Origin of the sequence: Plantactinospora mayteni, from assembly GCF_016862935.1 — a bacterium.
GTDB lineage: Bacteria > Actinomycetota > Actinomycetes > Mycobacteriales > Micromonosporaceae > Plantactinospora > Plantactinospora mayteni.
Window position 1 is genome coordinate 76,377 of record NZ_BONX01000044.1, and the last position, 12,704, is coordinate 89,080.

Sequence of the window (12,704 nt, forward strand, 5' to 3'; positions counted from 1 at the left end):
CGGTCAGCGGGTGACCCGGAGTATCCGGTACCCCTTCTGGCTGGCATGACGCGCGACCCGCCAGCCGGCCTCGACCAGCCAGCGCTGGAGCGAGTCGCCGCCGAGATGCCGGGCCACCACCAGCCAGGCCACGCCGTCCGGGGCCAGCCTGGGCAGCCAGCGCCGCAGCATGCCGTGCAACTCCTCCTTGCCGACCCGGATCGGTGGGTTCGACCACAGTTGGGCGAAGGTGAGGTCGTCGGGCACCTCGTCCGGCGCGGCGACGCGTACCCGGTCGGCCAGGCCGAGCCGCTCGGCGTTCTCGCTGGTGAGTTCACGGGCCCGGGCGTTGACGTCGACCCCCCAGACCGAGGCCGTGCCCGCCCGGGTGGCGAGTACGCAGGTGATCGGCCCGTAACCGCAGCCCAGGTCGAGCAGTGCCCCGCCGGTCTCCGGCCCGGGCAGCTCGGCCTTGCGCAGCAGTACGGCGGTGCCCGAATCGAGCCGGTCGGCGGAGAAGACCCCGGCCGAAGAGGTCAGCGAATAGTCCTGCCCCTCGACGGAGAACACCACCGTACGCCGGTCGGCGCTGGTCGCGGGCTCGGTGCTGAAATAGTGGTCGCCGGTCACGCCACGCATTCTCGCCTATCGCGCGGGCGCCCTCGCCGGTGGTCGTACTCCGAGCCCTGCCCGGCTTCCGGGCAAATGCCCACTCTCTCACCAACTCTGACTCAGTTGCGGCGGCGCGCCGATCCGCATTTCCGTTACCCTGTGCGACATGGTTTATGGGCGTGGACCCGGACCGGGCGGTGAGCCGCCACGGTCTCGACGAGATCCCGCCGATCAGCCTTCGGTCGATCCGGATCCGGCGGCCGGTCCGCCGCCCGGGCGGGCCGGCCGGCGCCGATCTGGAGCCGACCGGTCGGACGGGTTGCCGGCGGCGTCCCGCTTCGGTCTGTCCACTCCGGAGCCCACGACGCCCGGCCCCTCGCACGGCTGGCCGGGCGACGGGCCGGGGGAACCGACAGACCGTCCGGTTCGGTCGCCCGCGCCGGGCCGCTCCATCGACGCCTCCGGCCGATACCAGGACGCGCCGGGCCGGCACGCGGACGGGCCAATCGGCCAGCGTGCGGACGGGCCAATCGGCCAGCGTGCGGACGGGCCGACCGCCCGGCACCCGGACGGACCGGCCGACCGATACCAGGACGGGCCAGCCGGCCGATACCCGGAGGCGGCGCCCAGGCGCGCGCCGGACGGCCCGGGGCGTTCGGTGGAGCCCTCCGGTCGGTCCCGTCGGGCCCGGCACGGCGCGCCCGAGCCCGACGCCCCCGGGCCGGGCGCCGGCTATCCACCGGTGGGCATGCCGGTCTCCGGCCCGCTCGGGCCCCCCGGCAGCCAGTCCCGCGACCGGCTGCCCTCGAATCGTCCCGGCCCCGACCGGCTGCCCCCGGGCGGCCCGGCCCACGGCACAGGTGGCGGGCGCCATCTGAGCGCTCCCGGGGACGGGCATCCCGGCGGTGGCCGGCCGCCCCTGGGCGACGGCCGGTCGGGCGCCGGCGACCGCCCCAGCCCTCGTGACCGGATGGTCCCCGGCGGCCGGCCGGCTCCCGGCACCCGGATGCCCGCCGACGACCTGCCCGGCGCCGACGGCAGGCCGGGCCCGGGCGGCCGACCGCCCCGTGCGGATGGACGCGGCGTCCCCGATCGCCCGATTCCGACCAGCGCGCCCCGAACCGCGTCGGGCCCGGCCGCGCCCGGGAGCACCGATTCGCGCGAGCGTGCCCCCGGCGGTCGACGTCGTGCCGAGCCCGATCCCGCCTCCGGGCCGCCCGGCCCGTACCGGCCTGGTCCCGGGGAGGGTCCGCTCGCCGGGCAACGGTCCGCTCCGGTACCACGGCAGCGGCGCGCCCCCTCGGCCGACCAGGACCCGCTCCGGCCCGGTCTTCCCGATCCCGCCGGGCCATCCGGTGGGCGGCGCAGGTCCGCCGACCGGCCGGGCGACGGCCCGGCGGAGCGGCACGGCGACCGGGGTGGCCCGGCCCGACCGCCGCTGGACCGCGCCATGCCACCCCGGCCGGGTCCGGAGAATCCGGGGGTACGACGGCCGGGCGGGCCCGCCCCCGCCGAACCTCCCCCCGCCGGCCGGGCCGGCACCCGTGGCTCCCCCCGCTCCGGTCCTTCGTCCGGCGGCCCGCCGTCGGGGTCGCCACGACCCCGACCGGGAGATCCCGGGGCGGATGGTGTCACCCGGCCCGACGCCGAGCCGGGCAGGCCGGCACAGGCCGGTCCACCGCCCCCGCGCCGGTCCCGGAACGCCGGGCTCCCGCCCGGCTCACCCGCCGGGCAGCGCTCCGGCCGGGCTCCGGGCTCACCTGCGGGTCCCCGCTCCGGCCCACCGGGCTCCGCACCCCTGGACCGGGGCCCCGGCTCGCCCGCCGGACCGCGCTCCGGACCCGACGGCGCACCACGATCACCCGCCGGACCACGCGGCCGGGCGGCCGGCGCCGCGCCCCTGGACCGGGCCCCGGGCGCACCGGCCGGACCACGGCCCGGACCCGACGGCGTACCACGATCACCCGCGGGACCACGCTCCGGGCCGCCGCACGACCGCGCCCCGGGTTCGCCCGCCGGACCACGCTCCGGGCCGCCCGCCGCCGGTCGGCCGGGGCCGTCGGCGCAGGGTGTGCGTACCGGGCCGACCGGTGGCGCCTCCCCGGACTCTCCGGCCCGCGCACCGGTCCCGGAGCGGGCGCCCACCTCGGCCGGGACCGCCTCGCCCGCTCCCGCCCCGGCCAAGACGTCGGGCAAGACGTCGGGCAAGCCGGCCGCCGGCACCGCCCTCGCCACCGTCTCGTCGACATCCGGCAACGCCGGCGCACCGCTGCGCAGTTCCAAGCGGACCTGGCAGTTGGTCATCGGCTCACTCGGTGTACTGCTCCTACTCGGCATCTGCGGGCTCAGTTCCTACTTCTTCGTGGTCGACGATCCCGTCGGCCGGGACTCCCGGGCGGCCGACGGCACCGGTGCCGGCAGCGCACCCCGGGACATCAGCTCCCGCGCCGCCGACCCGGCTCCGCTGACCGTGAAGGAGGTCTTCCCGGGCGGCAAGGAGGTACTGGTCGACCCCGAGCAGTCGCCGTACGAGCTGCTCAAGACCCAGGAGGCGGAGGACTGCGAACTCGCCGGCGACGGCCAGCTCACCACCGTGCTGCGGGACGCGGGGTGCAGTCAGTTCGTCCGTGGCACCGTACGCTCCCCCACCGGCCTGTACGTCGCCACCGCCGGCATGGTCAACCTGGCCGACGAGGCGGGGGCGACCTCGGCACGCGACAAGATCAAGCCGATCGTGGACGGTCGGAAGGGGCGCTTCCTGGGCCTCGCCGCCGGACGCGGCACCGAGGCCGTCACGGCCGCCTCGGCCCAGGCCGGCTGGCACGTCCGTGGCCACTTCCTGATCTACTGCGTCGTCGCCAAGACCGATGGCAAGACCATCGGTGAGGCCGACCTGTTCGCCCGGCAGATCCTCTCCGACATGATCGAGGTGTACCTGCGCGGCAAGGTGCTCGACCAGCGCACCATCGCCCCGTCCGGGCCGCCGAGCCCGGCGCAGTCCGACTGAGCACCGGCGGGCGGCACCACCCGGCCCGGCGGCGCGACACCGCCGGGCCCGTCGGCGGCGTTCAGGCCGAGGCGGTGAGCCGGAGTCGACGGGTACGCTGCGCGCGGCTGGCGTACTCGGCCGGGTCCTCGGGGTAGCCGACCGCGACCAGGGTCAGCCCGTGCGGCGGCGCCACGCTCACCTCGCTGGCCCGTTCCCGTCGCCCCAACAGGCCACCCGGCCAGTCGACCGGGCGCCGCCCGTCCCCGGCCACCAGCATCGCCCCGACCAGGCTGCGCACCATCGACTGGCAGAACGCGTCGGCCTGCACGGTGGCCACCAGCACACCGTCCGGGTCGCGCCGCCAGTCCAGCCGGGTCAGTTCCCGCACCGTCGTGGCGTTCTCCTTGCGCCGGCAGTACGCCGCGAAGTCGTGCTCGCCGACCAGCCCGGCGGCGGCCTCGTTCAGGGCCGTCAGGTCGAGCGGACGGGGCCAGCCGAGCACCTCGTGCCGGCGCAGCGGCTCGGCGCCGTACGGGGCGTCGGTGACCCGGTACTCGTAACGCCGGAAGGTGGCCGAGAAGCGGGCGTCGAACTCGGCCGGTACCTCGGCGACGGCTCGGACCCGGACGTCCGGCGGCAGTACTCCGGCGAGCCGGCGCAGCAGCGTCGCCGACCACTGCCGCCACACCTCGCCGGGCAGGTCGAGATGGCAGACCTGCCCGCTGGCGTGCACCCCGGCGTCGGTCCGGCCCGCCACGGTCAGCCCACTGACCCGATCCGGCCCGACGATCCTGGTCAGCGCCTCGACCAGCACCCCGGCGACGGTACGCCGACCGGGCTGGGCCGCCCAGCCGGAAAAGTCGCCGCCGTCGTAGGCGACGTCCAGGCGTACCCGAATCCGGGTCTGCTCCTCATCCACCTCGTGCTCCACGACCAGCTCCAGATATGCCGCAGCCCGACACCCCCGCAGGGATGCCGGGCCCGGCGTCGTTCGTCGGTGTTACTTGTTGTCCGCCTCGTCGGTGTCCTCCCGGGCCGCCTCGGTGTCGCCGGAGCGCGACTCCGGTGCCTCGGCGTCCTGGTCGGCGGTTGACGAGGCGCGCGGGGTCTCCTCGTCCGGGGCGAGCGCCTCGACCTTGTCCTGCTGCGCCGCCTTGCGGGCGGCGGTCTTCTTCGCCGGCGCCGCCGGAGCCTCGACCAGCTCCTCGACCAGCTCGATGATGGCCATCGGCGCGTTGTCACCCTTGCGCGGGACGGTCTTCACGATCCGGGTGTAGCCACCGGGGCGGTTGGCGAACCGGGGAGCGATCTGGTCGAACAGGGCGAAGACCACGTCCTTGTCCCGTACGACGGTCAGCACCCGCCGGCGGGACGCCAGGTCGCCCCGCTTGGCCTTGGTGATGAGCTGCTCCGCGAGCGGACGGAGCCGCTTGGCCTTCGTCTGGGTGGTGGTGATGCGGCCGTGCTGGAACAGCGCGGTGGCCAGGTTGGCCAGGATCATCCGCTCGTGCGCGGGGCTACCGCCGAGGCGGGGGCCCTTGGTGGGCGTGGGCATTCTTGGTGCTCCTCAATAGTGGGTGGCCGGATCTCCAGTGGGTGGCCGGAAATCCGGCTAGCCCCGGACTAAAGCTGCTCGGTCTCGCGGTAGTCGTCGGTGTCGTAGTCGGCCTCGCCGAAGGAGTCGACGACGTGCGCCGGGTCGAAGTTGGGCGCCGAATCCTTCAGCCCCAGCCCCATGCCGGCGAGCTTCATCTTGACCTCGTCGATCGACTTCTGACCGAAGTTCCGGATGTCGAGCAGATCGGCCTCGGTACGCCCGATGAGCTCGCCAACCGTGTTGATGCCCTCGCGCTTGAGGCAGTTGTAGGACCGGACGGTGAGGTCCAGCTCCTCGATCGGCAGCGCCAGGTCGGCGGCGAGCTGCGCGTCCTGCGGGGACGGGCCGATGTCGATGCCCTCGGCGCTCTCGTCCAGCTCCCGGGCCAGCCCGAAGAGCTCGACCAGGGTGGAGCCGGCCGAGGCCAGCGCGGTACGCGGCCCGATCGACGCCTTGGTCTCGACGTCGATGATCAGCCGGTCGAAGTCGGTACGCTGCTCGACCCGGGTCGCCTCGACCCGGTACGTCACCTTCAGCACCGGCGAGTAGATCGAGTCGACCGGGATCCGGCCGATCTCGGCGCCGGCCTGCTTGTTCTGCGCGGCGGTGACGTAGCCACGGCCCCGCTCGACGGTCAGCTCCATGTCGAGCCGGCCCTTGCCGTTCAGGGTGGCGAGCTTGAGGTCGGCGTTGTGCACGGAGACACCGGCCGGGGGCTGGATGTCACCGGCGGTGACGTCGCCGGGGCCCTGCTTGCGCAGGTACATGCTGACCGGCTCGTCGTGGTCGGAGCTGACGCAGAGCTCCTTCACGTTCATGACGAGCTCGACCACGTCCTCCTTGACGCCCGGGATGGTGGTGAACTCGTGCAGCACACCGTCGACCTTGATCGAGGTGACCGCCGCGCCCGGGATGGAGGAGAGCAGGGTCCGCCGGAGCGAGTTGCCCAGGGTGTACCCGAAACCCGGCTCGAGCGGCTCGATGGTGAACCGGGACCGGGTCTCGCTGATCGACTCCTCGGTGAGGGTCGGCCGCTGGGTGATGAGCATGTTGTTTCCTTCTCGTTCGGGGCACCCGCTATTTGATGCCCAAACTCATGTCCGGCGCTCCGCGCCGGCTCCCGGTGGAAAGGCCGGGAGCCGGCGCGGAGGCGCCAGGAACCGCTACTTCGAGTAGAGCTCGACGATCAGCTGCTCCTGGACCTGGGTGTCGATGACGCCCCGGGCCGGAAGCGAGTGGATCAGCACCTTCATCTGGCTGGGGATCGCCTCCAGCCAGGCCGGCACCGTCTTCGAGCCGGCCTCGGCCTGCGCCACGATGAACGGCGTCAGCTCCTTGGACTTGGCCCGGACCTCGACGATGTCGTGCTCCTTCACCCGGTACGACGGGATGTCGACCTTGCGGCCGTTCACCGTCAGGTGGCCGTGCTTGACGAGCTGCCGCGCGTGGTCGCGCGACTTCGCCAGGCCGGACCGGTAGACCACGTTGTCGAGCCGGGACTCGAGGATCTGGAGGAGGATCTCGCCGGTCTTGCCCTTCTTGGCGACGGCCTCCTCGTAGTACCCACGGAACTGCTTCTCCAGCACGCCGTAGACCCGGCGGGCCTTCTGCTTCTCCCGAAGCTGGAGCAGGTATTCCGTCTCCTTGGTACGCCCCCGGCCGTGCTGCCCGGGCGGGAACGGCCGGGACTCGAACGGGCACTTCGGGCCATCGCACTTGCTGCCCTTGAGGAACAGCTTCATCTTCTCCCGACGGCAACGGCGGCAGTCGGCACCGGTGTAACGAGCCATGTTCTTCGTCTACCTCTCAGACCCGACGACGCTTCGGCGGACGGCACCCGTTGTGCGGCTGCGGCGTGACGTCGGCGATCTGACCGACCTCAAGGCCGACGGCCTGTAGCGAACGGATGGCGGTCTCCCGGCCGGAGCCGGGGCCCTTGACGAACACGTCGACCTTGCGCATGCCGTGCTCCATGGCCCGGCGCGCGGCGGCCTCGGCGGCGAGCTGCGCGGCGAACGGAGTCGACTTGCGGGAACCCTTGAAGCCCACCTGGCCGGCGGAGGCCCAGGAGATGACGGCACCGGTCGGGTCCGTGATGGAGACGATGGTGTTGTTGAACGTGCTCTTGATGTGCGCCTGCCCGTGGGCGACGTTCTTGCGTTCCTTGCGCCGGACCTTCTTGACGGCGGCCCCGGCGCGAGCCTTCGGTGGCATAAGTCTGTGCGCTCCTAGTTGACTTTCCGAAACGGGTTGGAGTCCGGCCTACCTCGGCGGAGACCGACCCGAATTCCGGAGAACTTCCCGGTGCGGGTTGGAGTCCGGCCTAGTTCGGCGAACGCCGACCCGGATTCCGGAGAACTTTCCGGTGCGGGTTGGAGTCCGGCCTACCTCGGCGGAGATCGACCCGAATTCCGGTTCAGTTCTACTTCTTGCCGGGCTTCTTCTTGCCGGCGACGGTCCGCTTCGGGCCCTTCCGGGTCCGGGCGTTGGTACGGGTCCGCTGACCACGGACGGGCAGGCCCCGGCGGTGCCGGATGCCCTCGTAGCAGCCGATCTCGACCTTGCGGCGGATGTCAGCGGCGACCTCGCGGCGCAGGTCGCCTTCTACCTTGTAGTTGGCCTCGATGTGGTTGCGGAGCTGGACCAGCTCCTCGTCCGTGAGGTCCTTGGCGCGCTTGTCGGGGGAGATGCCGGTGGCGGCGAGCGTCTCGACCGCGCGGGTCCGACCGACCCCGAAAATGTAGGTGAGCGCGATCTCCAGCCGCTTCTCGCGGGGAAGATCGACGCCAGCTAGCCGTGCCATATGCGGGCGTACTCCTCGGATTTCTTCGCGGAGGTCTGTACCCGTCCCACCCCGCCTGCCCAAACCTGCGGGCCCCGGCCTCCGACCGGGGGTCGGCCACGACTGCGTTCTCGCTGGGCGATCTCGCTGCTCGCGGCTGGGACGAGCTTGTGTTGTTGTAGGGGATCTGCGACCCGGACTTCCCGTCGACTCCACCGGCACGTGGCCGGCGGGCGTGGCTCAGCCCTGGCGCTGCTTGTGGCGCGGGTCGGTGCAGATGACCATGACCCGGCCGTGCCGGCGGATCACCCGGCACTTGTTGCAGATCCTCTTGACGCTCGGCTTGACCTTCACGGTTGCCTTACTTTCCCATCTGTGCCCGGCAGCGCGCTGACGCCGTCGAGTCTTGAGGACGGACACGGACACCCGGCCGTCGTCAGGCAGTTCACGAACTCCGGACCGGCACCCGGCCCGGCGATGTTCACTTGTAGCGGTAGACGATGCGCCCTCGGGTCAGGTCGTACGGCGAAAGCTCGACGACGACCCGGTCCTCGGGCAGGATGCGGATGTAGTGCTGCCGCATCTTGCCGCTGATGTGAGCCAGCACCTTGTGGCCGTTGGCGAGTTCCACCCGGAACATGGCGTTCGGGAGTGGCTCGATCACCCGACCCTCGATCTCGATGGCTCCGTCTTTTTTCGGCATGTCCTCCGCTGTCCTGACGTCGGTTACTCCGGACGGCTCACAACGCCTTTCCCGGACGGAGAACATCCGAGCCAGCCGCGGCTCCGGCCCCACCGAAGCGCGGGTGGGCATGCCGGAGTGGACGCTGTGCGCCGATCAGCCAGTGTACGCGCGCCCGCACGCCAGCGCCAACCCGGGGACTCCCGGGTGGTCGGATCGGACGAAGGCGACTATATCAGGCGGGTTCCTCCTGGCCGGCCTGCTCGTCCCGGCGGCGTTTCCGCTCCTCGACCCGGGCCTGCTTCTCGATCTTCGCCCGTTCCTTCGCCGCCTGCTTGGCCGCCTGCTTGGCGGCCCAGCGCTGCGGCTCCCCCTTCGCCAGCCCGGTGACGGTACCGACCAGCAGCAGTGCGCCCAGCGGTCCGGCCACCCAGCCCGGCCAGAAGTAGAGGAAGTCGGTCGCCAGCACCGAGGTGACCGCCCAGATCGCGACGACGACGCCGACCAGCCCGAAGTAGCCGTCCCAGGTGTCGGCCAGCCAGGCCCGGGTGGCGCCCGGATAGCGGCCGTCGGGACCGGGGCGCAGCACCGGACGCTTCGGGTCGCCGGTCGGCACCAACTGGGCCTGGTCGACCGGCACCGTACCCGGCAGATCGGTGAGCAGCCCGTCGAGGTCCCCGTACGTCTTCGCGGCGTAGGCCCGCTGGAGTCGGTCGTCGTACTCGGCCAGATCGAGGCGGCCCTCGTTCAGGGCCTGCCGGAGCTGGTCGGCCACGGCCGCGCGATCGGAGTCCGCAGCACGCATCTGGTCCCGCCGGTCCATGACTACGAGGATGCCACTGCCTCGCCAGCCCTGCCTACCGGCGCCAAGCCGCAGGGCAGTCGAGCGCGGGGCCGTCGAGTCGCGGGGCGCTTGCGAGGAAGCCGGTGGTGGTGTCCGGTCCACCTGTCCGGGGCCGTCTGTCCGGGGCCGTCTGAACGGTGACGGCCGACGGGTGGTCAGCCGGCGGAGGACCTGGCCGGTTCCCGGGCGGTCACCAGGTCGCCGAGCCGGGCCCGGCCGCCGTCCGGCGCGGTCAGCACCCAGACACCGTCGTCCAGCAGCGCCATCGTGTGCTCGACGTGGGCCGCGATCGAACCGTCCCGGCTGATCACCGTCCAGCCGTCGTCCAGCTCCACCGTCCGGGGCGAGCCCATGGTCACCATCGGTTCGATCGCCAGCGCCATCCCCGGCACGAGCTTGGGGCCGCGCCCGGGCCGGCCGTGGTTGAGCACGTGCGGGTCCTGGTGCATCTCGGTGCCGATTCCGTGCCCGCCGTACCCCTCGACGATGCCGTACCGGCCGGCGGCCCGGACCGTGCGCTCCACCGCGTACGAGATGTCGGTCAGCCGGCCGCGACCGCTGAGCATGCCGCGCGCCGCGGCCCGGATCCCGGCCCACATCGCGTCCTCGGCGACCTCGGCCATCCGGAGCAGCTCTGGACGGACCTCGCCGACCCCGACCGTGATCGCGGCGTCGCCGTGCCAGCCGTCGAGGATGGCGCCGCAGTCGATCGAGATCAGGTCGCCGTCCCGGAGCACCTGGGTCGGGGCCGGGATGGCGTGCACGATCTGCTCGTTGACCGAGGAGCAGATCGACGCCGGATAGCCGTGGTAGCCCTTGAACGAGGGCGTGCCGCCAGCCTCCCGGATCACCGACTCGGCGATCGCGTCGAGGTCGGCGGTGGAGACGCCGGGGGCCACGGCCGCGCGCATCCGCTCCAGAGCCGCCGCGACGACGAGCCCGGCAGCGCGCATCAGCTCGATCTGCTCCGGGGTCTTCAGCTGGATGTCCAGCTGGGGACGGCGCATGGTGCCCAGCCTATCCGCCGTACGACCGCAGGGCGTCGATAGCCCGGACGGTGACGTCCTCCACCGGCCCGGTGGCGTCGATGCCGACGAGCTTGCCCTGCGCGCCGTAGTAGTCGATCAGCGGCGCGGTCTTGCTGGCGTACTCGCGCAGCCGCTCGGCGATCGTCTCGGCCTTGTCGTCGTCGCGCTGGAACAGCTCCCCGCCGCAGCGGTCACAGAGCCCCTCGACCGAGGAGGGGTCGAACTCGATGTGCCAGACCTTGCCGCAGCCCCGGCAGGTACGCCGGCCGGAGAGCCGCCGGATGACCTCGTCGTCGTCGACCACCAGCTCCATCACCAGGTCGAGCGCCGTGCCGAGATCGGCCAGCAGCTTGTCCAGCGCGGCGGCCTGCGGAGTGGTCCGGGGGAACCCGTCGAGCAGGAACCCCTCGGCCGCGTCCGGTTCGGCGAGCCGATCCCGGACCATGTTGATCGTCACCTCGTCCGGCACCAGCTTGCCGGCGTCCATGTAGCGCCTCGCCTCGACGCCGAGCGGGGTTCCCTGCGACACGTTGGCCCGGAAGATGTCCCCCGTCGAGATCTTGGGCACGGCGAGGTGGGCGGCGATGAACTCGGCCTGGGTCCCCTTGCCCGCCCCGGGGGGACCGACCAGAACGAGTCGCATCTACCGCAGGAACCCTTCGTAGTTCCGCTGCATGAGCTGGCTCTCGATCTGCTTCACCGTCTCCAGCCCGACGCCGACCATGATCAGCACCGCCGTACCACCGAACGGGAAGTTCTGGAACTGCTGGTTGTCCAGCCAGATGAAGAAGAAGTTCGGCAGGATCGAGATCAGGCCCAGGTAGAGCGCGCCGGGGAGGGTGATCCGGCTCAGGATGAAGTCGAGGTAGTCGGCGGTCGGCTTGCCGGGCCGGATGCCCGGGACGAACCCGCCGTACTTCTTCATGTTGTCCGCGACCTCGGTCGGGTTGAACGTGATCGAGACGTAGAAGTACGTGAAGAAGATGATCAGCAGGAAGTACACGCTGATGTAGGTCGGGCTGTCCGGCTGCACGAGGTGGTTCTGCACCCAGGTCTGCCAGCCGTTGAGGTTGTTCTGGTCGAAGAACTGGAGCAACAGCGACGGCAGGTAGAGCAGCGACGAGCCGAAGATGACCGGGATCACACCCGCCTGGTTGACCTTGAGCGGGATGTAGGTGGAGGTGCCGCCGTACATCCGCCGGCCGATCATGCGCTTGGCGTACTGCACCGGGATCCGGCGCTGCGCCTGCTCGATGAAGACGACCGCGGTGATGACCACCAGGACCAGGACCAGCACCAGGCCGAACATCGCCCAGCCCTTGTTGTTCTTGATGGTCCAGCCCTCGCTGGGCAGCCGGGCCGCGATCGAGGTGAAGATCAGCACCGACATGCCGTTGCCGACGCCCCGGTCGGTGATCAGCTCACCGAGCCACATCACCATGCCGGTGCCGGCGGTCATCGTGATCACCAGGACCGTCACGGTCAGCCAGGTCGGCAGGCCGGTGCCCTCCGGGATGATCGGGAACTCCTGGCACATCCCGTTGAAGAGCTGCCCGGAGCGGGCCAGCGCCACGAACGCCGAGGCCTGGAGGATGCCCAGGCCGAGGGTCAGGTAACGGGTGTACTGCGTGATCTTCGCCTGACCGGCCTGACCCTCCTTGCGGAGCGACTCCAGCCGCGGGATGACCACGGTGAGCAGTTGCAGGATGATCGAGGCGGTGATATAGGGCATGATGCCCAGCGCGAAGACCGACAACGAGAGCAGCGCGCCGCCGGAGAAGAGGTTGAGCAGGTTGAAGACACCGTTGCCCTCACCCGACTCCATGGTCCGGATGCACTGCTGCACGTTGCCGTAGGAGACGCCCGGGCTGGGCAGCGTCGCACCGAGCCGGTAGACCGCGATGATGCCTACTGTAAACAGCAGCTTCTTGCGCAGGTCAGGCGTGCGGAACGCACTGAGAAAGGCGGAGAGCAACTTCTTCCTCCTGCGCGAGGCGGGCCGCCGGTGGTTCCTGGCGGGACGGGGTGGTTGTCGGGCGATCGACCCGATACCCATAGCTGGGTTCGGACTCTAACAGTCTGGCGCGCTCCCGGGCAGATCCACCCGGAGAACATTCACCGGTTCCGATGTTAACGGGGCGAATGGCCCCCTAGTAGGTCGTGGCGCCCGCCAGTTGCCGTGAACTGAGCG

General features: G+C 71.6%; 14 protein-coding genes. 1 reads left to right on the forward strand and 13 read right to left on the reverse strand.

Going from position 1 to position 12,704, the window contains the following annotated elements; all coding sequences use genetic code 11:
- Positions 1-3: 3 nt before the first annotated feature.
- Positions 4-609 (reverse strand): class I SAM-dependent methyltransferase, encoded by a 606-nt coding sequence (locus Pma05_RS28920; RefSeq protein ID WP_203860652.1) that lies wholly within the window; start codon positions 607-609, stop codon positions 4-6.
- A gap of 2,053 nt (positions 610-2,662) precedes the next feature.
- Between Pma05_RS28920 and Pma05_RS28925 the strand changes: the two genes are divergently transcribed.
- Entirely contained in the window at positions 2,663-3,598 is a 936-nt protein-coding gene (locus Pma05_RS28925; RefSeq protein WP_203860653.1) for a hypothetical protein, read from the forward strand.
- Positions 3,599-3,659: 61 nt separating this feature from the next.
- On the opposite strand, the gene truA is transcribed toward Pma05_RS28925, so the two are convergent.
- The 12 genes from truA to secY all read right to left on the reverse strand — a co-directional run bounded on the left by truA (position 3,660) and on the right by secY (position 12,488).
- Positions 3,660-4,499 (reverse strand): tRNA pseudouridine(38-40) synthase TruA, encoded by an 840-nt coding sequence (gene truA / locus Pma05_RS28930; RefSeq protein ID WP_203860654.1) that lies wholly within the window; start codon positions 4,497-4,499, stop codon positions 3,660-3,662.
- Between the two features lie 81 nt (positions 4,500-4,580).
- Positions 4,581-5,135 (reverse strand): 50S ribosomal protein L17, encoded by a 555-nt coding sequence (gene rplQ / locus Pma05_RS28935; protein WP_203860655.1) that lies wholly within the window; start codon positions 5,133-5,135, stop codon positions 4,581-4,583.
- A 68-nt stretch (positions 5,136-5,203) separates the two neighbouring features.
- Positions 5,204-6,226, reverse strand: a complete 1,023-nt coding sequence (locus Pma05_RS28940) for a DNA-directed RNA polymerase subunit alpha (protein WP_101368124.1) — start codon at positions 6,224-6,226, stop codon at positions 5,204-5,206.
- A 114-nt stretch (positions 6,227-6,340) separates the two neighbouring features.
- On the reverse strand, positions 6,341-6,967 hold the full coding sequence (gene rpsD, locus Pma05_RS28945) for a 30S ribosomal protein S4 (protein ID WP_203860656.1): 627 nt from the start codon (positions 6,965-6,967) through the stop codon (positions 6,341-6,343).
- 16 nt (positions 6,968-6,983) lie between these two features.
- Entirely contained in the window at positions 6,984-7,391 is a 408-nt protein-coding gene (gene rpsK / locus Pma05_RS28950; protein WP_030329919.1) for a 30S ribosomal protein S11, read from the reverse strand.
- A 208-nt stretch (positions 7,392-7,599) separates the two neighbouring features.
- Positions 7,600-7,980, reverse strand: a complete 381-nt coding sequence (rpsM, locus tag Pma05_RS28955) for a 30S ribosomal protein S13 (protein WP_203860657.1) — start codon at positions 7,978-7,980, stop codon at positions 7,600-7,602.
- Between the two features lie 219 nt (positions 7,981-8,199).
- Positions 8,200-8,313 (reverse strand): 50S ribosomal protein L36, encoded by a 114-nt coding sequence (gene rpmJ, locus Pma05_RS28960; protein WP_012184307.1) that lies wholly within the window; start codon positions 8,311-8,313, stop codon positions 8,200-8,202.
- Between the two features lie 127 nt (positions 8,314-8,440).
- Positions 8,441-8,662 carry a translation initiation factor IF-1 gene (gene infA, locus Pma05_RS28965; protein WP_007073013.1) on the reverse strand — a complete coding sequence of 74 codons (222 nt, stop codon included), beginning with the start codon at positions 8,660-8,662 and terminating at the stop codon, positions 8,441-8,443.
- A 214-nt stretch (positions 8,663-8,876) separates the two neighbouring features.
- Entirely contained in the window at positions 8,877-9,464 is a 588-nt protein-coding gene (locus Pma05_RS28970; protein ID WP_239313305.1) for a DUF1707 SHOCT-like domain-containing protein, read from the reverse strand.
- A 176-nt stretch (positions 9,465-9,640) separates the two neighbouring features.
- On the reverse strand, positions 9,641-10,492 hold the full coding sequence (gene map, locus Pma05_RS28975) for a type I methionyl aminopeptidase (RefSeq protein ID WP_203860658.1): 852 nt from the start codon (positions 10,490-10,492) through the stop codon (positions 9,641-9,643).
- Between the two features lie 10 nt (positions 10,493-10,502).
- The gene (locus tag Pma05_RS28980; protein WP_203860659.1) at positions 10,503-11,156 is read right to left on the reverse strand and encodes an adenylate kinase; all 654 of its coding nucleotides are present in this window, start codon (positions 11,154-11,156) and stop codon (positions 10,503-10,505) included.
- The gene (gene secY / locus Pma05_RS28985; RefSeq protein ID WP_203860660.1) at positions 11,157-12,488 is read right to left on the reverse strand and encodes a preprotein translocase subunit SecY; all 1,332 of its coding nucleotides are present in this window, start codon (positions 12,486-12,488) and stop codon (positions 11,157-11,159) included.
- Positions 12,489-12,704 lie beyond the last annotated feature (216 nt).